At 57.0% G+C, this 25,531-nt stretch carries 21 protein-coding genes; 7 read left to right on the top strand and 14 right to left on the bottom strand.

The annotated features are described in order from the left end of the window. Positions 1–101: 101 nt before the first annotated feature. Together glpK and PUP35_RS21415 are read right to left on the bottom strand one after the other, a co-directional pair. The gene (gene glpK / locus PUP35_RS21420; RefSeq protein ID WP_023309688.1) at positions 102–1,610 is read right to left on the bottom strand and encodes a glycerol kinase GlpK; all 1,509 of its coding nucleotides are present in this window, start codon (positions 1,608–1,610) and stop codon (positions 102–104) included. A 21-nt stretch (positions 1,611–1,631) separates the two neighbouring features. Continuing rightward, positions 1,632–2,477 carry an MIP/aquaporin family protein gene (locus PUP35_RS21415; RefSeq protein WP_014885705.1) on the bottom strand — a complete coding sequence of 282 codons (846 nt, stop codon included), beginning with the start codon at positions 2,475–2,477 and terminating at the stop codon, positions 1,632–1,634. Positions 2,478–2,887: 410 nt separating this feature from the next. On the opposite strand from PUP35_RS21415, the gene zapB reads away from it, so the two are divergent. Beyond that, the gene (zapB, locus tag PUP35_RS21410; RefSeq protein WP_010436935.1) at positions 2,888–3,127 is read left to right on the top strand and encodes a septal ring assembly protein ZapB; all 240 of its coding nucleotides are present in this window, start codon (positions 2,888–2,890) and stop codon (positions 3,125–3,127) included. Between the two features lie 585 nt (positions 3,128–3,712). Here the strand turns inward: zapB and rraA are convergent. The 7 genes from rraA to priA all read right to left on the bottom strand — a co-directional run bounded on the left by rraA (position 3,713) and on the right by priA (position 11,675). Further along, positions 3,713–4,198, bottom strand: a complete 486-nt coding sequence (rraA, locus tag PUP35_RS21405) for a ribonuclease E activity regulator RraA (protein ID WP_023309687.1) — start codon at positions 4,196–4,198, stop codon at positions 3,713–3,715. A gap of 92 nt (positions 4,199–4,290) precedes the next feature. Continuing rightward, a complete protein-coding gene (gene menA, locus PUP35_RS21400; RefSeq protein ID WP_127732633.1) occupies positions 4,291–5,211 on the bottom strand; it encodes a 1,4-dihydroxy-2-naphthoate polyprenyltransferase in 921 nt (306 codons plus the stop codon). A gap of 68 nt (positions 5,212–5,279) precedes the next feature. Then, entirely contained in the window at positions 5,280–6,614 is a 1,335-nt protein-coding gene (gene hslU, locus PUP35_RS21395; RefSeq protein ID WP_008501803.1) for an HslU--HslV peptidase ATPase subunit, read from the bottom strand. 9 nt (positions 6,615–6,623) lie between these two features. Next, positions 6,624–7,154, bottom strand: a complete 531-nt coding sequence (gene hslV / locus PUP35_RS21390) for an ATP-dependent protease subunit HslV (protein ID WP_008501802.1) — start codon at positions 7,152–7,154, stop codon at positions 6,624–6,626. A gap of 94 nt (positions 7,155–7,248) precedes the next feature. After that, positions 7,249–8,241 carry a cell division protein FtsN gene (gene ftsN, locus PUP35_RS21385; protein ID WP_271369675.1) on the bottom strand — a complete coding sequence of 331 codons (993 nt, stop codon included), beginning with the start codon at positions 8,239–8,241 and terminating at the stop codon, positions 7,249–7,251. A 93-nt stretch (positions 8,242–8,334) separates the two neighbouring features. Then, positions 8,335–9,360 carry a DNA-binding transcriptional regulator CytR gene (gene cytR / locus PUP35_RS21380; protein ID WP_023309683.1) on the bottom strand — a complete coding sequence of 342 codons (1,026 nt, stop codon included), beginning with the start codon at positions 9,358–9,360 and terminating at the stop codon, positions 8,335–8,337. 119 nt (positions 9,361–9,479) lie between these two features. Continuing rightward, positions 9,480–11,675: a primosomal protein N' gene (gene priA / locus PUP35_RS21375; RefSeq protein ID WP_274241315.1), complete on the bottom strand. Its 2,196-nt coding sequence runs from the start codon at positions 11,673–11,675 to the stop codon at positions 9,480–9,482. A gap of 200 nt (positions 11,676–11,875) precedes the next feature. Between priA and rpmE the strand changes: the two genes are divergently transcribed. Next, on the top strand, positions 11,876–12,088 hold the full coding sequence (gene rpmE / locus PUP35_RS21370; RefSeq protein ID WP_003862040.1) for a 50S ribosomal protein L31: 213 nt from the start codon (positions 11,876–11,878) through the stop codon (positions 12,086–12,088). A 49-nt stretch (positions 12,089–12,137) separates the two neighbouring features. Here the strand turns inward: rpmE and metJ are convergent, their stop codons facing one another. Further along, positions 12,138–12,455, bottom strand: coding sequence for a met regulon transcriptional regulator MetJ (gene metJ, locus PUP35_RS21365; RefSeq protein WP_015966498.1), 318 nt, complete (start codon positions 12,453–12,455; stop codon positions 12,138–12,140). A 276-nt stretch (positions 12,456–12,731) separates the two neighbouring features. Between metJ and metB the strand changes: the two genes are divergently transcribed. Both metB and PUP35_RS21355 read left to right on the top strand, forming a co-directional pair. After that, on the top strand, positions 12,732–13,892 hold the full coding sequence (gene metB / locus PUP35_RS21360; RefSeq protein ID WP_045909121.1) for a cystathionine gamma-synthase: 1,161 nt from the start codon (positions 12,732–12,734) through the stop codon (positions 13,890–13,892). 2 nt (positions 13,893–13,894) lie between these two features. Then, on the top strand, positions 13,895–16,327 hold the full coding sequence (locus PUP35_RS21355; RefSeq protein WP_115876989.1) for a bifunctional aspartate kinase/homoserine dehydrogenase II: 2,433 nt from the start codon (positions 13,895–13,897) through the stop codon (positions 16,325–16,327). A gap of 55 nt (positions 16,328–16,382) precedes the next feature. Here PUP35_RS21355 and argH read toward each other — a convergent pair whose 3' ends face one another. The 3 genes from argH to argC form a co-directional block, all read right to left on the bottom strand. After that, entirely contained in the window at positions 16,383–17,756 is a 1,374-nt protein-coding gene (gene argH / locus PUP35_RS21350; protein ID WP_274241308.1) for an argininosuccinate lyase, read from the bottom strand. 77 nt (positions 17,757–17,833) lie between these two features. After that, positions 17,834–18,610, bottom strand: a complete 777-nt coding sequence (argB, locus tag PUP35_RS21345) for an acetylglutamate kinase (protein ID WP_090420882.1) — start codon at positions 18,608–18,610, stop codon at positions 17,834–17,836. Between the two features lie 6 nt (positions 18,611–18,616). Then, positions 18,617–19,621 carry an N-acetyl-gamma-glutamyl-phosphate reductase gene (gene argC, locus PUP35_RS21340; RefSeq protein WP_111963965.1) on the bottom strand — a complete coding sequence of 335 codons (1,005 nt, stop codon included), beginning with the start codon at positions 19,619–19,621 and terminating at the stop codon, positions 18,617–18,619. Positions 19,622–19,709: 88 nt separating this feature from the next. Here argC and argE point away from each other — a divergent pair, with 88 nt between their 5' ends. From argE to katG, 3 genes are all read left to right on the top strand, one after another. After that, a complete protein-coding gene (gene argE / locus PUP35_RS21335) occupies positions 19,710–20,861 on the top strand; it encodes an acetylornithine deacetylase (RefSeq protein ID WP_047653031.1) in 1,152 nt (383 codons plus the stop codon). Between the two features lie 262 nt (positions 20,862–21,123). Further along, positions 21,124–22,011: a methylenetetrahydrofolate reductase gene (gene metF, locus PUP35_RS21330; protein ID WP_023309676.1), complete on the top strand. Its 888-nt coding sequence runs from the start codon at positions 21,124–21,126 to the stop codon at positions 22,009–22,011. Positions 22,012–22,158: 147 nt separating this feature from the next. After that, complete coding sequence (gene katG / locus PUP35_RS21325; RefSeq protein ID WP_223580761.1) at positions 22,159–24,339, top strand: catalase/peroxidase HPI; 2,181 nt, start codon at positions 22,159–22,161, stop codon at positions 24,337–24,339. 84 nt (positions 24,340–24,423) lie between these two features. On the opposite strand, the gene gldA is transcribed toward katG, so the two are convergent. Next, a complete protein-coding gene (gldA, locus tag PUP35_RS21320; protein ID WP_115876991.1) occupies positions 24,424–25,527 on the bottom strand; it encodes a bifunctional L-1,2-propanediol dehydrogenase/glycerol dehydrogenase in 1,104 nt (367 codons plus the stop codon). Between the last annotated feature and the right edge of the window lie 4 nt (positions 25,528–25,531).

Genomic DNA, 25,531 nt, shown 5'->3' with positions numbered 1-25,531 from the left:
AATTAAAAGGAATTGCACGAAGTTTATCACAGTGTGGGGAGGGGTGTTTTAAGTCCCCTCTCCCCAAAGGGGAGAGGGTTAGGGTGAGGAGTAAGTTTGTCTTACTCCTCGTGTTCTTCCCACGCCAGGGCGCGTTTCACCGCTTTCTTCCAGCCGCTGTAGCGGAAGTTACGCTCGGTGGTTTCGATGCCCGGGCGGAACTCGCGTTCGATAACCGCTTTTTCCTGCAGCTCGTCCAGGTTCTGCCAGAAGCCTACCGCCAGACCTGCAAGGTACGCCGCACCCAGCGCCGTCACTTCACGCACTTCAGGGCGCTCAACGCGGGTGCCCAGAATGTCGGACTGGAACTGCATCAGGAAGTTATTCGCTACCGCACCGCCGTCCACGCGCAGGGCGTGCAGACGAATGCCGGAGTCCGCCTGCATCGCTTCCAGCACGTCTCGGGTCTGGTAGGCGATGGATTCCAGAGTGGCGCGAATAATGTGGTTAGAGTTCACGCCACGCGTCAGTCCGAAAATCGCGCCGCGTGCATACGGATCCCAGTAGGGTGCGCCCAGACCGGTGAATGCAGGCACCACGTACACGCCGTTGGTGTCTTTCACTTTGGTGGCGAAGTACTCGGAGTCGAATGCATCGCTGATCAGCTTCATCTCGTCACGCAGCCACTGGATAGACGCACCGGCCATGAACACCGCACCTTCCAGGGCATAGTTCACTTCGCCGCGCGGGCCGCAGGCGATGGTGGTCAGCAGACCGTTTTCTGATTTCACCGCTTTCTCACCGGTGTTCATCAGCATAAAGCAGCCGGTGCCGTAGGTATTCTTCGCCATCCCTTCCTTGACGCACAGCTGACCGAACAGCGCCGCCTGCTGGTCACCGGCGATACCGGCGATAGGAATACGGGTGCCACCTTTACCGCCGATGTTGGTCTGGCCGTAAACCTCAGAAGACTTGCGCACTTCAGGCAGCATCGCGCGTGGGATATCCAGCGCGTCCAGCATCTTGTCATCCCACTCCAGGGTGTTGATGTTGAACAGCATGGTACGCGAGGCGTTGGTGTAATCGGTGACGTGGACGCGTCCCTGGGTCATCTTCCAGATAAGCCAGGTGTCAACGGTACCGAACAGCAGCTCGCCGCGTTTAGCACGCTCGCGTGAACCTTCCACGTGGTCGAGGATCCATTTCACTTTGGTGCCGGAGAAGTACGGGTCAACCACCAGGCCGGTGGCGCTGCGCACGTACTCTTCCATACCGTCGCGCTTCAGCTGTTCGCAGATTTCAGAGGTACGGCGGCACTGCCAGACGATGGCGTTGTAAATCGGCTTACCGGTTTCGCGTTCCCAGACGATCGTCGTTTCACGCTGGTTAGTGATACCAATCGCGGCAATCTCGTCGGAACTGATATCGGCTTTCGCCAGCACTTCGACCAGCGTGGAGCTTTGTGACGCCCAAATCTCCATCGGGTCGTGTTCTACCCAGCCTGGACGAGGATAAATTTGCTCAAATTCGCGCTGTGACACGCTGACGATGTTCGCGTCATGATCCATTACGACAGCGCGGGAGCTGGTAGTGCCCTGGTCGAGCGCAACGATATATTTTTTTTCGGTCATGGTATGTGTCCCGTAGTCAGATTACAGCGAAGCTTTTTGTTGTGCGGTAGAAGTCGTTTCCTTCTCCTCTTCCACACAGGTGTCGCACGGTAAGTGGCGACCAATTAATTTGCGGTAGCTAAACGCACCCAGCGCAGCCCCGACAACCGGCGCAAACAGCGGTACCAGGAAGTAAGGAATGTCTTTGCCACCTGTGAAGGCGACGTCGCCCCAGCCTGCGATAAAGGCGAACGCTTTTGGTCCGATATCACGTGCCGGGTTCATCGCGAAGCCGGTCAGCGGGCCCATGGATGCGCCAATTACCGCAATCAGCAAACCAATCAGCAGGGGTGCCAGCGGGCCGCGCGGAATGCCGTTTCCGTCGTCGGTCAGCGCCAGGATAACGCCCATCAGAATAGCGGTAATCACCATTTCAACTGCGAACGCCTGCACAAAATTGATGTGCGGGTTAGGGTAGGTTGAGAAGATGCCTGCCAGATCCAGACTTTCGACGCTGCCGCGTACCATATGATGCGTCTGTTCGAAGTCGATGAAAAGATTGTAATAAAGCCCGTAAACTAACGCCGCTGCGCAAAACGCGCCGGCAAACTGAGAAAGAATGAAAGGAACTACTTTGCGTCCGTCGAAGCACGCGAACAGCCACAGTGCGATTGTCACCGCCGGGTTAAGATGTGCACCAGAAACCCCTGCTGTCAGGTAGATGGCCATCGCCACGCCCAGACCCCAGATGATACTGATTTCCCACTGACCAAAACTGGCACCCGCCACTTTCAGTGCAGCGACACAGCCCACTCCGAAGAATATCAACAACCCGGTACCAAGGAACTCGGCAATGCACTGGCCTTTTAAGGTTGATGTCTGACTCATAATCGGAATCCTGAAGAAATTGATGTTTATTGTTAGCATGACCGCCCGTGACAGCCACGATGCCCTGTAGACATAGTGTTAATTTATCGTTAACGAGCAAAAACGAGAAATATCGAAATCGAAATGTGTGGTCTGCGTCAATAAAATGAGCGTTTTCGCGCCATAAAGCACATCTTTGCAGCAGTACAGGATCAGTGCCGGAATGTGAGCTGAATCATTTCATTAACGAATCAGCTAACAATTTAGGGGTATATGACGCGAACACACCAGGACCAGACCTAAAAGTGTTGCAAACCGCGATCTGCGCGGTGTGTCGCTGGACACAGAGCGCCGCGCTCCATACAATCGACGGTATATGTCGTGCGCGTTTATGTTAAAGCGTCGCCTTGCAATTCAGGAGAGGTAGCATCATGTCTTTAGAAGTGTTTGAGAAACTGGAATCGAAAGTACAGCAGGCGATTGACACCATCACCCTGCTGCAGATGGAAATTGAAGAGCTGAAAGAGAAGAACAACAGCCTGGCGCAGGAAGTTCAGAACGCGCAGCACGGCCGCGAAGAACTGGAGCGCGAAAACAACCAGCTGCGCGAACAGCAGAACGGCTGGCAGGATCGCCTGCAGGCGCTGCTGGGACGTATGGAAGAAGTCTGATCCCCACTGGGATGAACTGAACAGGCCGGGTAAGGCGATGCCGCCACCCGGCTTTTTTATGGTTCTTGCTAACTGACATCCAACCATAAAAAAGGCCGCCAGAGGCGGCCTTAACGCTACTTGTCCTGCGCTGTCATAGCAAAAGTAACGAACACATTCGGTTCATCACTCTTTACAACGAGTACGCTGGCGACAATGAACGCGATACATAAATAGCGTTTCATTATGCGGTCCCTGCAGCTAACCGCTCCACCGTTCACCACCGGTGATAAGTCGGTGGACACAAGCCCTGGTGTTAGCCTGCTTTACGGTAGTGAATACACCTTTCCCTGGACCGATGCCCATTTGCGAGATGGCGGAAAGGGACGCTGTATCATAAAGAGCATCAACCGTGGCGTTAAGGTTTTCATAGGCAATTAGGATTTTATAAAGGTTGTGAGGGGTTGCCCAAGGCGAAGACGAGAGTATGATGAAGTCCCTTGGTGTTAGTCTGTAAGACTCCCCAACGGACCGCGAATCCCGAGGGACAAAAAAACCGCCACATTGCTGTTGGCGGTTTTTTTATGGTTCACGCTGACGGTTTAATTACTCGATATCCAGCGGATCTTCGGAAAGGATAATGCCGGTATTATCGGCGTAGAGATGATCCCCGGAGAAGAAGGTCACGCCCCCGAAATTGACGCGCACGTCGCTTTCGCCGATGCCGTCACCCGCCGCCCCTACCGGTATGGCCGCGATGGCCTGAATCCCGATATCCAGGTCTTCCAGATCGTCCACCTGGCGCACGGAACCGTACACCACAAGGCCTTCCCACTCGTTCTGGACGGCAATGCCGGCCAGTTCAGCATCAATTAATGCCCGGCGCACGGAACCGCCGCCGTCGACCACAAGAACGCGGCCGCGGCCGTTCTGTTCGAGCAGATCGTACAGCAACCCGTTGTCCTCGAAACATTTCACCGTGACGATTTGACCGCCAAATGATGACCGCCCACCAAAGTTGGAGAACAGCGGTTCAACGACGTTGACATCTTCCTGGTAGATGTCACAAAGCTCGGAGGTATCGTATTTCATAGGTTTAACGCTCAGTTGCTGCGAATGTGTTCAGTATATCGTGCGAAATGCGTTGTTGGCAAAATCATCAATTGTTAATTGATATTTGTCAGCTAACGCAGCGTCTGGCTTAAAACAATCCCGATGACGAACAACAGGTTAGTCAGCAACGCGCCTTTTACAGTACGTTCCAGCATCGGCGGCATGGCGGACGGGCTGAGTTCACGCATCACAAAGCGGGCCTGCTTAATCAGCAGCGGCGCGGCAAGCACAAACAGCCAGCCCCACAGGCTCTGTAAGGAAATCAGGTTAAACAGCGCCAGGCAAACCAGCGCGCCAATGAGCAGACAGGCGTGATAGCGGCGGGCATTAACCGGCCCCAGACGAACCGCCAGGGTATTTTTGCCGTTCTCGCGATCGCTGTCGATGTCGCGCAGGTTGTTGATGTTGAGCACAGCTGTCGCCAGCAGACCGCAAGCGGTCGCAGGCAGGAACAGGGCAGGGATCACCGTATGCGCCTGCAGGTACCAGCTTCCCATCACGCTCAGCCAGCCGAAGAACACCAGTACGGAGATATCCCCGAGTCCAATATAACCGTAAGGACGCGTGCCGACGGTGTAGGTGATGGCCGCGATAATGGCTAATAAACCCAGCACCAGGAAACCAATAAAATCGCTGGCGGTTTTAGACGCCACCGTTACCAGCGCCAGTCCGGAAACGCAGATCAGCACCACGGTGATAATCAGCGCGCGTTTCATCTGCGCCTGGGTAATCACCCCTTTCTGCATTCCGCGCAGTGGCCCTATGCGGTCAGGCTTGTCGCTGCCCTTTACCGCGTCGCCGTAGTCGTTGGCGAGATTGGAGAGGATTTGCAGCAGGCCGGCGGTAATCAGTGCCAGCGCGGCAACCAGCGGATCGAAATAACCCTGCCACCAGGCAAGGGCGGTGCCGACGATAATCGCGGCAAAGGCCAGAGGAAGTGTTTTAGGGCGCAGACTTTCGAGCCACGCCTGCGTACGGCTGATGTCAGTCATAAGTATTTAGCCAATAAAAATGGGGGCATTAGCCCCCATTAAACGTGATGAGAATCCAGTAACCGCGATTATAGGATAAAACGGCTCAGATCTTCATCTGCCACTAACGCATCCAGATGTTTACTCACATATTCTGCGTCAATGGTAACGGTTTGGCCGTTCAGGTCGCTCGCGTCATAAGAGATATCTTCGACCAGGCGTTCCAGCACGGTATGCAGACGACGCGCACCGATGTTTTCGGTGGTTTCGTTCACCTGCCATGCGGCCTGGGCAATACGTTTGATACCGTCTTCGGTGAACTCGAGGTTCACGCCTTCGGTCGCCATCAGCGCTTTGTACTGTACTGTAGCAGAGGCGTTTGGCTCGGTCAGGATACGTTCGAAATCTTCGGTGGTCAGCGCCTGCAGCTCAACGCGGATAGGCAGACGGCCCTGCAGCTCCGGGATCAGATCCGACGGGCTGGCAACCTGGAAGGCACCTGATGCGATAAACAGGATGTGGTCCGTTTTCACCATGCCGTGCTTGGTGGAGACGGTGCAACCTTCTACCAGCGGCAGCAGGTCGCGCTGAACGCCTTCGCGGGACACATCCGGGCCGGAGCTGTTGCCGCCGCGCTTACAAATTTTGTCGATTTCGTCGATAAACACGATACCGTGCTGCTCAACCGCGTCGATAGCATCCTGCTTCAGCTCTTCCGGGTTCACCAGCTTCGCCGCTTCTTCTTCAATCAGCAGCTTCATCGCGTCTTTAATTTTCAGCTTACGCGTTTTCTGCTTCTGTCCGCCCAGGTTCTGGAACATGGACTGGAGCTGACTGGTCATCTCTTCCATGCCCGGAGGTGCCATGATTTCCACACCCATTGGCGCGGCAGCGAGATCGATCTCAATCTCTTTGTCATCCAGCTGGCCTTCGCGCAGTTTTTTGCGGAACGCCTGACGTGCAGCAGACGGTTCTGCCTGCTGTTCTGCCTGGCCCCAGTTGTTTTTTGCCGGTGGGATCAGCACGTCGAGAATGCGCTCTTCGGCCATCTCTTCCGCGCGATAGCGGTTTTTCTCGATCGCCTGGACGCGCACCATCTTGATCGCCGAGTCGGTCAGATCGCGGATGATGGAGTCCACTTCTTTACCCACGTAGCCCACTTCGGTGAACTTGGTGGCTTCAACTTTGATGAACGGCGCGTTGGCCAGCTTCGCCAGTCGACGGGCGATTTCGGTTTTACCGACCCCGGTCGGGCCGATCATCAGAATATTTTTCGGTGTGACTTCGTGGCGCAGCTCTTCGTCAAGCTGCATACGACGCCAGCGGTTACGCAGAGCGATAGCCACGGAGCGCTTGGCGTTATCCTGGCCGATAATGTGTTTGTTCAGTTCGCTGACAATTTCGCGTGGGGTCATTTCAGACATGGGAGATCCTTACGCTTTGGAGGTCAATTCTTCGATGGTGTGATTGTGGTTGGTATAGATGCAGATATCACCTGCAATATCCAACGCCTTCACCGCGATATCACGCGCGTTCATGTCGGTATTTTCCAACAGCGCGCGGGCTGCAGCCTGGGCATACGGGCCGCCAGAGCCGATGGCAATCAGGTCATTTTCCGGCTGAATCACGTCACCATTACCGGTGATGATAAGCGAAGCGGTTTCATCGGCCACGGCCAGCAGCGCTTCGAGCTTGCGCAGCATGCGGTCGGTACGCCAGTCTTTTGCCAGCTCAACGGCTGCTTTCACCAGATGCCCCTGGTGCATTTCCAGTTTGCGTTCAAAAAGTTCAAACAGCGTGAAGGCGTCCGCCGTGCCGCCAGCAAAACCGGCGATCACTTTGTCGTTGTAGAGACGGCGCACTTTCTTCACGTTGCCTTTCATGACGGTATTACCCAGCGTGGCCTGGCCATCACCGGCGATTACCACATGGCCGTTACGGCGTACACTTACTATTGTTGTCACGAGCAGACCCCCTGGTTACAGAATCGGGAAACAGAAGCCCTGAGCCTGTGCTCAGGGCTGAATTAAATGATAGATGGGGGGGATTTTGGGGGTTTCAACCCCCGGAGGCGAGTCGAATGCAGTTTGTGTGACCGGCGATTTTCAAACGCGAAATGGTGCCATCGGCATTTTCCTTGCCTTTCACCGGCCCAATCACCACGCGATTCCAGCCGTTATTGGTGGTAATACGCGAATCAAACCCTTCGAAGGCCAGCTGCGCACGCACCGTTTCCGCCTGCTCCGCGCCTTTGAACGAACCGCACTGCACCATCCAGCGGCGTTCGTCTTTTTTCTCAGCCGTCTGCTTCGGCGCTTCGGTCTCTTTGGTCACCGGCGCAGCCTGCTGAGTTTTCGGCTGCTGCGCGGTGGTATGCGCTGGCGTCTGAAGCAGATCCTGATAAGGCTGAGCCGCCTGTTTCTGCGGCTGAGTTTTCGGCTGCTGCTGGACAGGCTGAGACTGCACCGTACGCGTCGGCTGCTGATACGGCTGTTCCGTTACCCGCGGCTGTGCCTTAGGCTGCTGCACCGGCTGGGTTTGTGCCCACTGCTGCTGTTGCTGCTGGATCTGCTGTTGCGCCTGACGTCGCTGCAGCGTTTGCTGGCGCTGTGCCGGGGTCTGCTCATTCCACGGCACTTCGTTCAGCTGCGTAGGCTGCTGGCGCATATCGGCCTGCATTTGTGCCAGCAGCTGACGCTGTTCATCCGTTAGCTGATTCGCATTCTGCACTTCACCACCCGCAGAAGGTTCAGTTGGCGCACGTACCCCAGGCTGACGGCTTTCCAGCTCTTTGATATAGCGCCAGCGCTCTTCAGGCTTCGGAGGAAGGCCATTTCCGGCCACTTTGCTTGCCTGAAGCGCCTCAGACTCTTCTTTTTTATGGTGCGTGATAAAGTACAGGCCACCAATAAAGGCGACGACTACAGCCGCAGCAATAGCGACCATTGCTGGCGAGACAGCAGGCAGGTTACGTTGCTTTTTCCTTGAGCTACTCTTTTTGCGTCGCGAAGGTGCCGGCTGGCCGCGACGTACATAATCTCGTTGTGCCACTATCGTTTCGCTGTATTTATTCGTTCGTCAGTCCGCCATGTTACTTAAGCGGCGGTGCTTTGACCAGATAAGGGTATCCGAAAGACGTTTACTTTAAGTCAATGCCTGGGTAGTACCGCGGACGATCAGTTCACAGTCCAGCAACCGCGAGCCGCTGCTAACTGTTTGACCGTGAAGCTGATCCAGCAGAAGAAGCATCGCTTCGCGGCCGATTTGGTAGCGCGGCTGAGCGACCGTTGAGAGCGGCGGATCGCAAAATTCCGAAAGCGAAATATTATCGAAACCGATGATCGATAAATCTTTCGGTATGCGAAGACCGCGGCGTTTGGCATACGATAATGCGCCCAGCGCCATCACGTCGCTGTGACAAAATACGGCGGTTGGCGGCTCAGGCAGGTCCAGAAGTTTCTCCAGCGCCTGTCCACCTGCAGCGAAGGTAAAATCGCCGCGCGCAATGTAGTGCGGATCGACGGTAACGCCGGTACGGCGCAGCGCCTGAACATAGCCCTGCAGACGGTAGTGACACAGCGGCATCTCTTCCGGTCCGGCGATGCAGCCGATACGCTTATGCCCCAGCTCCTGGAGATAATTTACGGCGTTGAACGCGGCGGTGAGGTTATCGATATGGACCGTCGGCAGCTCCAGCTCTGGCGCAAACTCGTTGGCCATGACCATCGGCGGTAAATTACGCTGCTCTTCAATGCTGGCATCAAACGGCAGACGAGAGCCAAGCAAAAGCATGCCGTCGATCTGCTTGGTGATAATGAGGTCGATGAAGGTTTTTTCCTGCTGATTCTGATGAGCACAGTCACCAATCAGCACCAGGTAACCTTGTTCCGCCGCGGTGACTTCAATACCGCGGATAATCTCGCTGAAAAAGGGGTCACAGATGTCCGGCACAATCACCAGAATGGTGCGCGACTCATTGCGTTTAACGTTACGCCCCATCGCCTGTGGGAAATAGCCCACTTCCAGCGCAGCCTGCTCCACCCGGTTACGGGTCGCCTGGGAGACTTTATCCGGGTTCATTAATGCGCGGGATACCGTTGCCGTAGAGACTTGTGCTTTCTGGGCAACGTCTTTCATGGTCGCCGGTGCAACCTCTTTCCTGGACTTCAACGTCTTCTCCTCGCCTGAACACCGAACTTCTGACATCACCATTTTTACAGATTGTTAATGGAATCGGTTACAGAATTTTCATAAAAAATGTGAGGAGAGTTAAATTTTTCGATCCAGCTTCAGCCTTCGATGGGGTCGACGTCCAGCACCCACTTTACTTTTCGCGCTTCGGGCAGGGTGTTAATCAGCACCAGCGCGCCGCTGACGATATGCTGAAGACGAATACGCGAAGGGTGCTGGAGCAAAATCTGCCATCGGAAACGGCCACCGCGTTTTGGCGCGAGGGCGGGCACCGGGCCCAAAATCCACAGCTGATTATCCACCAGCGGGCTGGCCTGCAGAAGGTTTCTCAGCTGCTGCAGGAAAAGTGGCGCCTGCTGGTTGTTATGATCTTCCGCGCGGATGATGACGTGACTGGTCCACGGCGGTAGCTGCATAGTCTGGCGCTCGGCCAGCGCCTGCTCGGCAAAGGCGTCATAGCCTTTGTGCAGCAAGGTTTGCAGCAGCGGGTGCTCCGGATGGTGCGTTTGCAACACCACTTCGCCCTGTTTACCGGCGCGTCCTGCACGTCCGGCTACCTGGGTATAAAGCTGGGCGAAGCGCTCGGCTGAACGAAAATCTGCCGAGAACAGCGCGCCGTCCACGTCCAGCAGGGCGACCAGCGTCACGTCCGGAAAATGGTGACCTTTAGCCAGCATCTGGGTACCAATCAGGATGCGCTCGCCGCCGCGATGCACTTCCGCCAGCTGCTGTTCGAGCGCGCCTTTGCGGCTGGTGGTGTCCCGGTCGATACGCGAAATCGGCACGTCCGGGAAGAAGGGACCAAGCGCCTGTTCAAGCTGTTCCGTTCCCAGACCGACCGGCACGATATGCGTTGAACCACATGACGGACACTGGCGCGGCACCGGACGCTGGCTGTCGCAGTGGTGGCAGCGCAAATGCCGCTGGGCCTGGTGGAAGGTATAGTAGTGGTCGCAGCGCGGGCATTCGGCAATCCAGCCGCAGTCGTGGCACAGCAGGGCAGGGGCGAATCCGCGGCGGTTCAGAAACAAAATGACCTGATTCCCCGCCTGCAAATGCTGGCGCATGCGGGTAATCAGCGCGGGCGCTAGCCCCGCCTGAACCTGCTGACCTTTCAGATCCAGCACGTGCTGAATGGCTGGACGGGCATTCCCCGCCCGACGCGTCAGGCGCAGCATGTGGTATTTACGCTGGCGCACGTTGTGCAGCGTTTCGAGCGCCGGCGTGGCGGAACCCAGAATAATGGGAATTTGCTCGCTGTGCGCGCGATAGACCGCCAGATCGCGGGCATGGTAGCGCCAGCCTTCCTGCTGTTTATAGGAGCTGTCGTGCTCTTCGTCTATCACGATAACGCCAAGATTTTTAAACGGCGTAAACAGCGATGAACGGGTGCCGATCACAATCGCCGCTTCGCCGTTTTTCGCTTTCAGCCAGGCGCTGAGGCGTTCGCTGTCGTTCAGGCCGGAGTGCAGCACCTCAACCGGCGCGTTAAAGCGTTCGCGGAATCGGGCGATGGTTTGCGGCGTCAGGCCAATTTCCGGCACCATCACCAGCGCCTGTTTCCCCTGAGCGAGCACGTTTTCCAGCACGCTCAGGTAGACTTCGGTCTTGCCGGAACCGGTGACCCCCGCCAGCAGCCAGGTAGAGAAACGATCGGAGGCGCTATGAATCGCGCCTACTGCGGTGGCCTGTTCGGTATTCAGACGCAGGCGATCCCCTGAAACGGAGAAACTCTCCCGCCAGTCGTTCAGAGCAGGCGCTTCGCTGGCCAGTTCGCTTAGCCCTTTCTTTCTTAATGCCTGTAGCGCCGTTTCGCTGACCTCAAGCTCGTCGACCTGATGCCGCCAGATTTTCCCCTGACGCAGCGCCGCCAGCGCCTGCTGCTGCTTCTGCGAGCGCTTCAGGCTGTTGATGTCGACGGCCTGGCCTTCCTCCGTGGCAAACCAGTACCACATTGGCGCATGGCTGGCGCTCTTGCCCTGACGCAGCATAATTGGCAGAGCGTGGAACAGGACGTCGCCGATCGGGTGATGATAATAATCCGCCGCCCACAGCAGCAGTCGCCATATGCTGGTGGAGTAAACCGGCTCGCTGTCCAGCACCTCAACGACTGATTTCAGCTCATTAAGCGGTAGCTCGCTTTTATCGCTGACGGAGACGACGATCCCCACGCGCTGCTGTTTGCCAAACGGCACGGTCACGCGGCAGCCCGCTTTGGCGCTCATGCTGTCGGGCAGCAGATAGTCAAAGGTGCGGGGAAGCGGAACGGGCAGGGCAACGTGAGCGACGGGCATCGAATCTTCCTGACTTGAAAAGTGGCGCGTTAGTATACACATTAGTAAAAGCGGCGTGCGGATCAGTTTGCATACGTTGGTCAAATTCTGTATGATTCGCCGCCTTTGGTGTACTTTACGCCAAAGAACTTACAATCAACATCGCGTGGTGTCTGGCGTTAGGGCTGGAAGAGCGACGCGGCCTTAACTGAGGTTCTCCCATGAAAAAAGATATTCACCCGAAATACGAAATGATTACTGCAAACTGTTCTTGCGGTAACTCTATCCAGATCCGCTCTACCGTGGGTCACGATCTGAACCTGGACGTGTGCGGCAAATGCCACCCGTTCTACACTGGTAAGCAGCGTGACGTTGCAACCGGTGGCCGTGTTGACCGCTTCAACAAGCGTTTCAGCATCCCGGGCGCTAAATAAGTTTCCCGAGAAAAAAGGCACCGCAAGGTGCCTTTTTTGTATCCGCTTCTCAGTATTCCCACGTCTCCGGGTCAATACCCAGTTCACGCATGATCACCTTCGCCTCTTCCGGGATTTCATCACTACGCTCTTTGCGCAGATCTTCATCGTTCGGCAACGGTTGACCGGTAAACGCATGCAGAAACGCTTCGCACAGCAGTTCGCTGTTGGTCGCGTGGCGCAGGTTGTTCACCTGACGACGCGTACGTTCATCGGTGAGGATCTTCAACACCTTCAGAGGAATGGAAACCGTAATTTTCTTTACTTGCTCACTCTTCTTACCGTGCTCAGCGTATGGGCTGATATATTCGCCGCTCCATTCAGCCATGAGATACCTTTAATCCTCTCAGTCATTTATCTAAAGGTGCAAAACCTGTAACCACCCGTTTTGAACCGCAATCTTGTCTAGTTTACCGTAGAGACGATACCGTGGCACGGATATTGCCGCTGCAGCGTGCACTAAAGCATATAATTTTAACGGCTATTTGCGCATTGCTCAATCTATACGCAAAGAAGTTTAGATGTCCAGATGTATTGACGTCCATACTTTCAATGTTTACTCTGGTGCCTGACTTTTCACCTCATTCGCCAGGAAGCCCTCACCATGACGCGTAAACAGGCCACTATTGCAGTGCGTAGCGGATTAAATGATGACGAGCAGTACGGCTGCGTTGTCCCGCCGATTCATCTTTCCAGTACCTACAACTTCACCGGATTTAATGAACCCCGCGCGCATGACTACTCGCGTCGTGGCAACCCTACGCGTGACGTGACCCAGCGCGCGCTTGCGGAACTGGAAGGGGGCGCAGGGGCAGTATTAACCAATACCGGGATGTCCGCCATTCACCTGGTGACCACCGTGTTCCTGAAACCGGGCGATCTGCTGGTTGCCCCACACGATTGCTATGGCGGTAGCTATCGTCTGTTTGACAGCCTGGCAAAACGCGGCTGCTATCGCGTGCTGTTTGTCGATCAAAACGACGAACAGGCGCTGAAACAGGCTCTGGCAGAGAAACCAAAGCTGGTTCTGGTGGAAAGTCCAAGCAATCCATTGTTGCGCGTTGTCGATATTGCGAAAATTTGTCAGCTCGCAAGGGATGCGGGAGCGATAAGTGTAGTGGATAATACGTTCCTCAGTCCGGCCCTTCAGAACCCACTCGCACTGGGTGCCGATCTGGTATTGCATTCATGCACTAAATATCTGAACGGCCATTCTGACGTAGTGGCAGGCGTGGTAATTGCCAAAGATCCGGATGTTGTCACCGAACTGGCATGGTGGGCCAATAACATTGGCGTCACCGCGGGCGCCTTCGACAGCTATCTGCTGTTGCGCGGCATCCGCACGCTTTCGCCGCGCATGGACGTGGCGCAGCGCAATGCCCAGGCGATTGTCGATTTCCTGAAAACCCAGCCGCTGGTGAAAAAGCTTTATCACCCGTCGCTGCCGGAAAATCAGGGGCATGAGATTGCCGCGCGCCAGCAGAAAGGGTTTGGCGCGATGTTAAGTTTTGAACTGGATGGTGACGAGCAAACGCTGCGTCGCTTCCTGAGCGGGCTGTCATTGTTTACGCTGGCGGAATCCTTAGGTGGGGTTGAAAGCTTGATCTCCCACGCCGCAACCATGACGCACGCAGGTATGGCACCGGAAGCACGTGCCGCCGCCGGGATTTCTGAGACGCTGCTGCGTATCTCAACCGGCATTGAAGATTCTGAAGATTTAATTGCCGATCTGGAAAATGGCTTCCGGATCGCAGCCAAGGGGTAATCATGAGTGTGATAGCGCAGGCAGGGGCGAAGGGTCGTCAACTGCACAAGTTTGGTGGTAGTAGTCTTGCTGATGTGAAATGTTACCTGCGCGTTGCAGGGATCATGACGGAATATTCACAGCCGGGTGACATGATGGTTGTCTCGGCAGCGGGCAGCACCACCAACCAGTTGATTAGCTGGCTGAAACTGAGCCAGACCGATCGCCTTTCTGCGCATCAGGTGCAACAGTCCTTACGTCGTTACCAGAGCGAGCTGATTGCCGGCCTGCTGCCTGCGGACGTGGCGGACGGGCTGATCGGCGCCTTCACCCATGACCTTGAGCGTCTGGCTGCCCTGCTGGACAGCGGTATTACCGATGCGGTGTATGCCGAAGTGGTGGGCCACGGTGAAGTGTGGTCCGCACGCCTGATGGCCGCCGTGCTGCAACACCTGGGCGTGGAAGCGGCCTGGCTCGACGCGCGTGATTTCCTGCGCGCCGAACGCGCCGCGCAGCCGCAGGTGGATGAAGGGTTGTCCTACCCGCTGCTGCAACAGCTGCTGGTGCAGCACCCGGGCAAACGTATTGTCGTCACCGGCTTTATCAGCCGCAGCAACGCGGGCGAAACCGTGCTGCTGGGCCGTAACGGATCGGACTACTCGGCAACGCAGATTGGTGCCCTGGCGGGCGTGTCCCGCGTCACCATCTGGAGCGACGTGGCCGGTGTTTACAGCGCGGACCCGCGTAAAGTTAAGGATGCCTGCCTGCTGCCGCTGCTGCGCCTGGATGAAGCCAGTGAGCTGGCCCGTCTGGCGGCGCCGGTACTGCACGCGCGCACGCTGCAGCCGGTTTCCGGCAGCGATATCGACCTCCAGCTGCGCTGCAGTTACACCCCGGATCAAGGCTCCACGCGCATTGAGCGCGTGCTGGCGTCCGGTACCGGGGCACGTATTGTCACCAGTCATGACGACATCTGCCTGATTGAGTTCCAGGTGCCTGCGGGGCAGGACTTCAAGCTGGCGCATAAAGAGATCGACACGATCCTGAAACGTGCTCAGGTGCGTCCGCTGGCCGTGGGTGTTCACAATGACCGCCAGCTGCTGCAGTTCTGCTATACCGCAGAAGTGGCGGACAGCGCGCTGAAAATTCTGGATGAAGCAGGCCTGCCGGGCGAACTTCGCCTGCGTCAGGGGCTGGCTCTGGTGGCGATGGTGGGCGCGGGCGTCACCCGTAACCCGCTGCACTGCCACCGCTTCTGGCAGCAGCTGAAAGGCCAGCCGGTGGAGTTCACCTGGCAGTCGGAAGAGGGCATCAGCCTGGTTGCCGTTCTGCGCAAAGGGCCAACCGAAAGCCTGATTCAGGGTCTGCATACCTCCCTGTTCCGCGCGGAAAAACGCATCGGCCTGGTGCTGTTCGGGAAAGGTAATATCGGTTCCCGCTGGCTTGAGCTGTTTGCCCGCGAACAGGTGACGCTCTCGGCGCGTACCGGGTTTGAATTTATTCTTGCGGGCGTGGTAGACAGTCGTCGCAGCCTGCTGAACTACGAAGGGCTGGACGCCAGCCGCGCGCTTGCCTTCTTTAACGATGAAGCGGTTGAGCAGGATGAAGAGTCGCTGTTCCTGTGGATGCGCGCGCACCCGTATGACGATCTGGTGGTGCTGGACGTTACCGCCAGCGAACAGCTTGCCGATCAGTACCTTGATTTCGCCAGCCACGGTTTCCACGTCATCAGCGCCAACAAGCTGGCGGGGGCGAGCAGCACCGATAAATACCGTCAGATCCACGACGCGTTTGAAAAAACTGGCCGTCACTGGCTGTATAACGCCACCGTGGGCGCGGGCCTGCCGGTTAACCACACCGTGCGTGACCTGATTGAAAGCGGCGACAGCATTCTGGCGCTGAGCGGTATCTTCTCCGGCACGCTCTCCTGGCTGTTCCTGCAGTTTGACGGCACCGTACCGTTCACCGACCTGGTGGATCAGGCGTGGCAGCAGGGCTTAACGGAACCCGATCCGCGCGTTGACCTTTCCGGTAAAGACGTGATGCGTAAGCTGGTAATCCTGGCGCGTGAAGCCGGCTACGACATCGAACCGGATTCCGTACGCGTCGAATCACTGGTGCCAGCCGGCTGTGAAGAAGGTTCTGTGGACCATTTCTTTGAAAATGGTGAAGAGCTTAACGAGCAGATGGTTCAGCGTCTGGAAGCGGCGAACGAGATGGGGCTGGTACTGCGCTATGTGGCGCGTTTTGAGGCTAACGGAAAGGCGCGGGTCGGCGTCGAGGCGGTGCGTCCTGAGCATCCTCTGGCGGCGCTGCTGCCGTGTGATAACGTCTTCGCCATCGAAAGCCGCTGGTACCGCGATAACCCGCTGGTGATCCGCGGTCCTGGCGCGGGCCGCGATGTTACCGCTGGAGCAATTCAGTCCGACATCAACCGTCTGGCTAAGCTGCTGTAACTCGTCACCCTGGCCCTCTCCCCGCACAGTGGGAGAGGGCTCCAGTCAGGACAGATTAAACCAAACGGTTTTTCGCATCCGCTATCGCCTGCGCCACCTGCTTAGGCGACACGCCGCCTTTCGCGGCACGCTTATCCAGGCAAGACTGCAGCGCAAGAATCGGATACACATCATCTCCGATAACCGCGCTGAACTTCTGCAGGTCGGCCAGCGCCAGATCTTCCAGCGGTTTACCCTGACGAATAGCTTCCACTACCGCTTCACCCACAATATGGTGCGCTTCACGGAAAGGTACGCCTTTCGCCACCAGATAATCCGCCAGCTCGGTAGAGTTCGCATAGCCCTGCTGCGCCGCTTCCTGGCACCGTGGACGTTTCACCTGAATGCCGTCCAGCACCAGCGCGCCCATATGCAGACAGTCCAGCCAGGTGTCGAGCGCGTCGAACAGTCCTTCTTTGTCTTCCTGCATGTCTTTGTTATACGCCAGAGGCAGCCCTTTCAGGGTCATCATCATGCCGGTCAGCGCGCCCTGCACGCGGCCACATTTACCGCGAATTAGCTCCAGCGCGTCCGGGTTTTTCTTCTGCGGCATCAGGGATGAGCCTGAGGTCACGCGGTCGGACAGTTCGACGAAGCCCGCTTCGCCAGAGTTAAAGAAGATCAGGTCTTCGGCAAAGCGCGACAGATGCACCATCCCGATCGAGGCATTGGAGAGCAGCTCCAGCACGTGGTCGCGGTCAGACACGCTGTCCAGGCTGTTACGGGTGGCGGAGGCAAAGCCCAGCCAGCCTGCCAGCTGTTCACGGTCGATTTCGTAAGCGGTTCCGGCCAGCGCGCCGCTGCCCAGCGGGTTGACGTCCAGACGTTTTAGGGTGTCCTGCAGACGGCTTTCATCACGCGCCAGCATCTCGACGTAGGCCAGACACCAGTGCGCAAAGGTCACCGGCTGTGCGCGCTGCAGGTGGGTATATCCCGGCATCACCGCGTCCTGGTTGTTCTGCGCGGTCTCCACCAGTGCGCTCTGCAGCTGACGATTAGCCGCCAGCAGTTCGCCAACGGTATCTTTACACCATAGCTTCAGATCGGTGGCGACCTGGTCGTTACGGCTGCGTCCGGTGTGCAGCTTTTTGCCCAGCTGGCCGACCTTGTCGATAAGTTTGCCTTCCACCCAGCTGTGAATATCTTCAGCATCGCTTTCGAGGATCTGCTGCGGGTTAAGACGCACCTCTTCCAGCAGATTATTCAGCGCTTCTTCCAGCTGTAATTGTTCGTCTGCGGTCAATACGCCCACCGTCACCAGCGCTTTGGACCAGGCCACAGAGCCGACAATATCCTGTTCGGCCAGGCGGTAGTCGAAGCGCAAAGAGTCGTTGAACTGTTTGAACCGCTGATCCGCTGCCTGTGTAAAACGCCCACCCCAAAGTGCCATAACATGCTTCCTTAATATCTTTGAATTTCATTGCCCGGTGGCGCTGCGCTTACCGGGCTTACAAAACGTTAAATCGATTACGCCAGAATACGCGTGCCAATCGGCGTACCGTTGAACAGCGCAGGCAGTTGTTCAGCGTGACGCCATGAGGCGATATCCACCGGGCGGCCCAGCGTGCGCGCGGCATCCAGCGCGGCGTTCACTTTGACGATCATGCCGTCGGTGATGATGCCCTGCGCAATCAGCTGCTCGGCTTTCTCTGCCGTCATTTCTGCGATGCGCTGGCCTTTTCCGTCCAGAATGCCGCTCACGTCGGAGAGAAGGATCAGATCCGCGCCCAGCGTTGCCGCGAGCGCGGTTGCTGCCTGGTCAGCGTTGACGTTCATCAGCTCGCCCTCTTCGGTCACGCCGATTGAGCTCACCACCGGCAGGAAACCCCCTTCCAGCAGCGTATTAATCAGCTTAGGCGAACCAGGCTGCGCCAGTCCAACGTGGCCGAGCTCTTCGTCGAGCTGGGTCACTTTTACGCTGTCGCCATCGCCCAGATAGAGGCCAACGGACGCGATGTGGTGTTTCTTCGCCCACGCCAGCAGCGTTTTGTTCGCCGTACCCGCCAGCGCGCCGGTAATGATGTCAATCTGGTCAGCAGGCGTCACGCGCAGGCCGTTTTTCTTTTTCACCGGCAGGTTGAGCCCTTTCATCAGCTCATCCACCACGCAGCCGCCGCCGTGTACAATCACCAGCGGGCGTTGATGTGATTCGCGATAGTTCACCAGCGCGGTAAACAGACGCTCCAGCGCTTCTTCGCTATCCAGCAGTACACCACCGAGTTTGATAATTAATGGGTTCATCATCACACCTTAAATAAGAGCCTGCGTTTCCGGGAAACCGAAACGAATATTTGCACACTGCATTGCCTGTGCGGCAGCGCCTTTCAGTAAGTTATCTTCTGCGGCCACCACGATGAGATGCTCACCCTGAACGGCAAAGCCGATATCGCAGAACGGCAGACCGACCACGTTTTTCAGCGCCGGCACGCCTTTGTCGTACAGGCGCACCAGCGGTTTGTCCGCATACGCCTGCGTGAAGGCCTCGTTCACCTGCTCTTTGGTCACGCCCGGTTTCAGGCGGCAGGTGATGGTTTCGAGGATCCCACGCGGGAAGCTGCCCAGGTGCGGGGTGAAAATGACGTCCGCGCCCAGATGCGTCGTGATTTCAGGGTGATGACGGTGATTAAACACGCCATACGGCTGAAGGCTCACTTCGCAGAAGCTGTTGGAGATCGCCGCCTTGCGGCCTGCACCGCTCACGCCGCTGGTGGCGTTGATCACTGGCCACTGGCTCAGATCCAGCAGGCCTGCGTCGATCAGCGGCTTCAGGGAAAGCTGCGCCGCAGTCGGGTAGCAGCCCGGAACGGCAATCAGGTCAGCTTCTTTCAGTTTGTCAGCGCTCCACTCCGCCAGGCCGTACACCGCTTTTTCCAGCAGATCCGGATGCTGATGGGTGAAACCGTAATATTTTTCGTAGAACGCGCCGTCGTTAACGCGGAACGCGCCGGAGAGGTCGAAGACCACGCAGCCAGCCGCCAGAAACTGCGGCGCCAGGTCGTGGCTGACCTCGTGCGCGGTGGCTAAAAACACCACGTCGACGCCGTCGGTAAACTCGCTGATGTCAGACATGGGCTGCAGCGGCAGATCGACCTGGCCCTTAAGCTGCGGATGCAAATCGGAAATTAACTTTCCTGCATCATTGCTTTGCGCTGACACGGTCAAAGCGGTTATGGTCATATGTGGATGGCGATTCACGTAGCTTACAAGCTCTGCGCCCGCATAACCGCTAGCGCCTACAATCAGCGTATTCAACATCGGGTTCCTTTATGCTCAACGTTAATGTATTTTTATTCACATTTATTGCATGAATATTGATACTATCACGACCTAAGGTGTGTCAACAATGAAAATGAACTTACCGCCATTTATCGAGATCTACCGCGCCCTGATTGCCACACCGTCCATCAGCGCAACGGAAGAAGCGCTGGATCAGAGCAATGAGTCTTTAATCAATCTGCTGGCGGGTTGGTTTAGCGATCTTGGTTTTAACGTTGAGGTTCAGCCCGTTCCCGGAACCCGCCACAAATTTAACCTGCTCGCCAGCACCGGAACCGGTGCGGGCGGCCTGCTGCTGGCCGGTCATACCGACACCGTGCCGTTTGACGATGGCCGCTGGACGCGCGATCCGTTCACCCTGACCGAGCACGACAACAAGCTCTACGGTTTGGGCACCGCCGACATGAAAGGCTTCTTCGCCTTTATCCTCGACGCGCTGCGTGACGTGGACGTGACGAAGCTGAAAAAACCGCTCTACATTCTGGCGACCGCTGATGAAGAAACCAGCATGGCTGGCGCGCGCTACTTCTCTGAAAACACGTCGATTCGCCCGGATTGCGCGATCATCGGCGAGCCGACGTCGTTGCAACCGATTCGCGCGCACAAAGGCCATATCTCTACGGCCGTGCGCGTGCTCGGCCAGTCCGGCCACTCCAGCGACCCGGCGCGCGGCGTGAACGCCATTGAGCTGATGCATGACGCCATCGGGCGCATCATGGCCCTGCGCGACGATCTGAAAGAGCGCTATCACTATGACGCGTTCACCGTGCCGTATCCGACCCTGAACCTCGGCAGCCTGCACGGCGGCGATGCCTCGAACCGTATATGCGCCTGCTGCGAACTGCATATGGACATCCGCCCGCTGCCGGGTATGACCCTCAGCGATCTCGACGGCCTGCTGAATGAGGCGCTGGCCCCGGTGAGCGAGCGCTGGCCGGGCCGCCTGACTGTCTCCGAACTGCATCCGCCGATCCCGGGTTACGAATGCCCGCCGGACCATCAGCTGGTTGAGGTGGTGGAAAAGCTGCTCGGTGAGAAAACCGACGTGGTGAACTACTGCACCGAAGCGCCGTTTATTCAGACGCTTTGCCCTACGCTGGTCCTTGGCCCCGGCTCCATCAACCAGGCGCACCAGCCGGATGAATATCTGGAAACCCGCTTCATCAAGCCAACCCGCGAACTGATTACTCAGGTTGTGCATCACTTCTGCTGGCATTAAAACCGCACCGTACACCCCATAGGGAGAAGACTGCCTGGTGCGGTCTTTTCCCCTTTACCCAAAGGGCAGTAAGGTCCTGGGCAGGGGATGTCTCACTCCCCATCATGAACTTTCTTCATCTTGTCTGAGCAAACCTCACCGTTATTGTTGATTATTTATGTTGACGTCCCTCTGCTTTTCCGTCATTTTTACATCTGGACGTCTAAACGTATAGAAGTTCACAAGACAACAGACAACGACATGTGATTGATAGAGGTAAGGTATGAGCTTTTTTCACGCCAACCAGCGGGAAGCACTGAATCAGAGCCTGGCCGAAGTAAACGGTCAGATTAACGTCTCTTTTGAATTTTTCCCGCCGCGCACCAGTGAAATGGAGCAAACCCTGTGGAGCTCTATCGATCGTCTCAGCAGCCTGAAGCCGAAGTTCGTTTCCGTGACTTACGGCGCTAACTCCGGCGAGCGCGATCGTACGCACAGCATTATCAAAGGCATCAAAGATCGTACCGGTCTGGAAGCGGCGCCGCACCTCACCTGTATCGACGCGACCCGCGACGAGTTACGGGCTATCGCCCAGGATTACTGGAATAACGGCATCCGTCATATTGTCGCACTGCGCGGTGATCTGCCGCCGGGCAGCGGTAAGCCGGACATGTATGCCGCCGATCTGGTCGCGCTGCTGAAAGACGTGGCTGATTTTGATATCTCCGTTGCCGCTTATCCTGAGGTGCATCCGGAAGCGAAAAGCGCCCAGGCCGATCTGCTTAACCTCAAGCGTAAAGTGGACGCCGGCGCGAATCGCGCCATTACCCAGTTCTTCTTCGATGTCGAAAGCTATCTGCGCTTCCGTGACCGCTGCGTCTCCGCGGGCATCGACGTTGAAATTATCCCGGGTATTCTGCCGGTCTCTAACTTCAAGCAGGCGAAGAAATTCGCTGATATGACCAATGTCCGCATTCCGCTGTGGATGTCCAAAATGTACGAAGGGCTGGACGATGACCCGGAAACCCGCAAGCTGGTGGGGGCTAATATCGCGATGGACATGGTGAAAATTTTAAGCCGTGAAGGAGTGAAAGATTTCCACTTCTACACGCTAAACCGTGCGGAAATGAGCTACGCCATCTGCCACACTCTGGGCGTTCGCCCCGCGTAAAACACCAAAAGCCCTCTTAAATTGAGGGCTTTTTAATAGGGCAAAAAGTTAAAAGGTATCAGCTATCGAATCTGTGGATTAATTCAACTATAACTTATTGCTAGTGGTGTATATCGTAACGGTAACACTGTAAAAGGGAGCATAGCGATGAGCACGTCAGACGAGACCAATAAAGCGGCATCAGTCGGCAAATGCCCGTTCCACCAGGGCGGCGTCGATCACAGCGCGGGCGCAGGTACAGGCAGCCGCGACTGGTGGCCAAAACAACTCCGCATCGATCTTCTTAACCAACATTCCAATCGTTCGAACCCGCTGGGTGAAGACTTCGACTACCGCAAAGAATTCAGCAAACTTGATTACTCCGCCCTTAAAGGCGACCTCAAAGCACTCTTAACCGACTCTCAACCGTGGTGGCCTGCCGACTGGGGCAGCTATGCGGGCCTGTTTATCCGTATGGCCTGGCACGGCGCGGGTACCTATCGCTCCGTTGACGGACGCGGTGGGGCTGGACGCGGTCAACAGCGCTTTGCGCCGCTGAACTCCTGGCCGGATAACGTAAGCCTGGATAAGGCGCGCCGTCTGCTGTGGCCCATCAAGAAAAAATACGGTCAAAAAATTTCCTGGGCTGACCTGTTTATCCTCGCGGGTAACGTGGCGCTGGAAAACTCGGGTTTCCGCACCTTTGGTTTTGGTGCTGGACGTGAAGACGTCTGGGAACCGGATCTGGACGTGAACTGGGGTGATGAGAAAGCCTGGCTGACCCACCGTGACCCGGAAGCGCTGGCGAAGCGTCCGCTGGCTGCCACCGAAATGGGCCTGATCTACGTCAATCCGGAAGGGCCAAACGCCAGCGGCGAACCGCTGTCAGCGGCGGCAGCGATTCGCGCCACCTTTGGCAACATGGGTATGAACGACGAAGAGACCGTGGCGCTGATTGCAGGCGGCCATACCCTCGGCAAAACCCACGGCGCGGGTGAAGCCACCCACGTGGGTACTGACCCGGAAGCCTCTCCGATTGAAGCGCAGGGCCTCGGCTGGGCGAGCACGCACGGTACGGGCGTGGGCGCTGATGCCATTACCTCCGGTCTGGAAGTCATCTGGTCACAAACTCCGACCCAGTGGAGCAACTACTTCTTCGAGAACCTGTTTAAATTCGAATGGGTGCAGACCCGCAGCCCGGCGGGAGCGATTCAGTTTGAAGCCGTGGATGCGCCGGAAATCATGCCTGACCCGTTCGACCCGTCCAAAAAACGTAAGCCAACGATGCTGGTTACCGACCTGACGCTGCGTTTTGACCCGGAATTCGAAAAGATTTCCCGCCGTTTCCTGAACGACCCGCAGGCCTTTAACGAAGCCTTCGCGCGCGCGTGGTTCAAACTGACCCACCGCGATATGGGACCAAAATCGCGTTACCTCGGCCCGGAAGTGCCGAAAGAAGATCTGATCTGGCAGGACCCGCTGCCGGAGGCGGTATTCAATCCGACCAAAGAGGACATTGAAAGTCTGAAGGCGGAAATTGCGGCCTCTGGCCTCTCCGTGAGCGAGCTGGTTTCTGTGGCCTGGGCGTCGGCATCGACCTTCCGCGGTGGCGATAAGCGTGGCGGCGCCAACGGTGCGCGTCTGGCGCTTGCTCCTCAGCGTGACTGGGACGTGAACGCCGCAGCGGTTCGTGCGCTGCCGGCTCTGGAGGCTATCCAGCGCACCACCAACAAAGCCTCTCTGGCCGATATTATCGTGCTGGCGGGCGTGGTAGGCGTTGAGCAGGCCGCAAAAGCGGCAGGCGTTTACGTCAACGTTCCGTTTACGCCGGGCCGCGTGGATGCGCGCCAGGATCAGACGGATATCGAGATGTTTAACCTGCTCGAACCGGTTGCTGATGGCTTCCGCAACTACCGTGCGCAGGTGGATGTGTCCACGACGGAATCCCTGCTGATTGATAAAGCCCAACAGCTGACGCTGACCGCACCGGAGCTGACGGTGCTGATCGGCGGTCTGCGCGTGCTGGGTGCCAACTTTGATGGCAGTAAGAACGGCGTGTTCACCAACCGCGAAGGCGTGCTGAGCAATGATTTCTTCGTGAACCTGCTGGACATGAATACCCAGTGGAAGGCGACCGACGAATCAAATGAGCTGTTTGCCGGAAGCGATCGCGCCAGCGGTGAAGTGAAATATACCGCCACCCGCGCCGATCTGGTCTTCGGTTCAAACGCCGTGCTGCGCGCGCTGGCCGAGGTTTATGCCAGTGATGATGCACACGAGAAGTTTGTCCGCGACTTCGTTGCAGCATGGGCGAGGGTAATGGATCTGGACCGGTTTGACGTGAAGTAACCCTTGTGCCGGGTGGCGGCTACGCCTTACCCGGCCTACGGGCAAAAAAATCCCCGCCGATGCGGGGATTTTTATTCATGCCAGTTACTCCCACTCCTGCAGGAACCGCTGCCCATACTGGTCAGCCACCAGCAGCGCCGCGTAAACCTGATCCGGCGACACGCCGCCAGGCATATTGTGGATGGTTTCTCCTTCCGCACAGGACGCCTCTGCGATCAGCCGCATTTTGGCCGGAATATCTTGTTTAATATTTAGCTGTGCCAGCGTAATCGGCAGCCCAACGCTGTGGCAAAGCGCCGCGACGGTCTCTATTTCTTCTACCGGCGCGTTTTCCAGCACCAGCTGCGTCAGCGTACCAAACGCCACTTTTTCGCCGTGATAGAAGTGGTGCGCGTCCGGTACCGCCGTCATACCGTTATGAATAGCGTGTGCCGCCGCCAGTCCGCCGCTTTCAAATCCTACGCCGCTGAGATAGGTGTTGGCTTCGATAATGCGTTCCAGCGCCGGTGTTACTACATGCTGTTCCGCTGCAAGCATGGCCTTTTCACCCTCTTCAATCAGCGTGTTGTAGCACAGCTCGGCCAGCGCGAGTGCAGCCTGCGTACATTTGCCGCCCGCCATGGTGGTCGCACCGCTGCGCGAGCAGGCGCGTGCTTCAAACCAGGTCGCCAGCGCATCGCCAATCCCGGCGGCCAGCAGACGTGCCGGCGCACCTGCTACCACTTTGGTATCCACAATGACCATGTTCGGGTTGTGCGGCAGCATCAGGTAGCGATCGAACTCGCCGCTGTCGGTGTAGATAACGGAAAGGGCGCTGCACGGCGCATCGGTGGAGGCAATAGTCGGTGCAATGGCGACGGGCACGTCCATAAAGTGAGCCAGCGCTTTGGCGGTATCCAGCGTTTTACCGCCGCCGATGCCCAGGACTGCCAGGCAGTCGGCGCCGTCGGCCAGTTTTTTCAGCCGATCGATTTCATTTTGTGAACACTCGCCGCCAAACGGCGCTATTTCGGCATAGAGTTCCGCATTTTTAAAACTCTGACGCAGGGTCTCTTCGGCAAAACCCAGCACAAATTTATCGCCGACAACCAGCCAGCGATTGGCCAGGGGTTTCAGATAGTCGCCGAGACGGGTAAGCACATCAGCGCCCTGGATATATTTTCCCGGCGATTGAATGATACGGTCCATAACA

It is taken from the genome of Enterobacter sp. S-33 (assembly GCF_028735835.1).
In the GTDB taxonomy this organism is placed as follows: Bacteria; Pseudomonadota; Gammaproteobacteria; order Enterobacterales; family Enterobacteriaceae; genus Enterobacter; species Enterobacter vonholyi.
Note: the sequence above shows the minus strand (reverse complement) of the source record. Positions and strands in the feature narration are given on the sequence as shown.

Excerpts from the sequence above, each read along its gene's own strand:
- PUP35_RS21415 (WP_014885705.1), bottom strand. The coding sequence starts at position 2,477 with ATGAGTCAGACATCAACCTTAAAAGGCCAGTGCATTGCCGAGTTCCTT.
- argC (WP_111963965.1), bottom strand. The coding sequence starts at position 19,621 with ATGTTGAATACGCTGATTGTAGGCGCTAGCGGTTATGCGGGCGCAGAG.
- rraA (WP_023309687.1), bottom strand. The coding sequence starts at position 4,198 with ATGAAATACGATACCTCCGAGCTTTGTGACATCTACCAGGAAGATGTC.
- metF (WP_023309676.1), top strand. The coding sequence starts at position 21,124 with ATGAGCTTTTTTCACGCCAACCAGCGGGAAGCACTGAATCAGAGCCTG.
- priA (WP_274241315.1), bottom strand. The coding sequence starts at position 11,675 with ATGCCCGTCGCTCACGTTGCCCTGCCCGTTCCGCTTCCCCGCACCTTT.
- argH (WP_274241308.1), bottom strand. The coding sequence starts at position 17,756 with ATGGCACTTTGGGGTGGGCGTTTTACACAGGCAGCGGATCAGCGGTTC.
- gldA (WP_115876991.1), bottom strand. The coding sequence starts at position 25,527 with ATGGACCGTATCATTCAATCGCCGGGAAAATATATCCAGGGCGCTGAT.
- katG (WP_223580761.1), top strand. The coding sequence starts at position 22,159 with ATGAGCACGTCAGACGAGACCAATAAAGCGGCATCAGTCGGCAAATGC.
- metJ (WP_015966498.1), bottom strand. The coding sequence starts at position 12,455 with ATGGCTGAATGGAGCGGCGAATATATCAGCCCATACGCTGAGCACGGT.
- argE (WP_047653031.1), top strand. The coding sequence starts at position 19,710 with ATGAAAATGAACTTACCGCCATTTATCGAGATCTACCGCGCCCTGATT.
- glpK (WP_023309688.1), bottom strand. The coding sequence starts at position 1,610 with ATGACCGAAAAAAAATATATCGTTGCGCTCGACCAGGGCACTACCAGC.
- zapB (WP_010436935.1), top strand. The coding sequence starts at position 2,888 with ATGTCTTTAGAAGTGTTTGAGAAACTGGAATCGAAAGTACAGCAGGCG.
- menA (WP_127732633.1), bottom strand. The coding sequence starts at position 5,211 with ATGACTGACATCAGCCGTACGCAGGCGTGGCTCGAAAGTCTGCGCCCT.
- rpmE (WP_003862040.1), top strand. The coding sequence starts at position 11,876 with ATGAAAAAAGATATTCACCCGAAATACGAAATGATTACTGCAAACTGT.
- argB (WP_090420882.1), bottom strand. The coding sequence starts at position 18,610 with ATGATGAACCCATTAATTATCAAACTCGGTGGTGTACTGCTGGATAGC.
- metB (WP_045909121.1), top strand. The coding sequence starts at position 12,732 with ATGACGCGTAAACAGGCCACTATTGCAGTGCGTAGCGGATTAAATGAT.
- hslU (WP_008501803.1), bottom strand. The coding sequence starts at position 6,614 with ATGTCTGAAATGACCCCACGCGAAATTGTCAGCGAACTGAACAAACAC.
- PUP35_RS21355 (WP_115876989.1), top strand. The coding sequence starts at position 13,895 with ATGAGTGTGATAGCGCAGGCAGGGGCGAAGGGTCGTCAACTGCACAAG.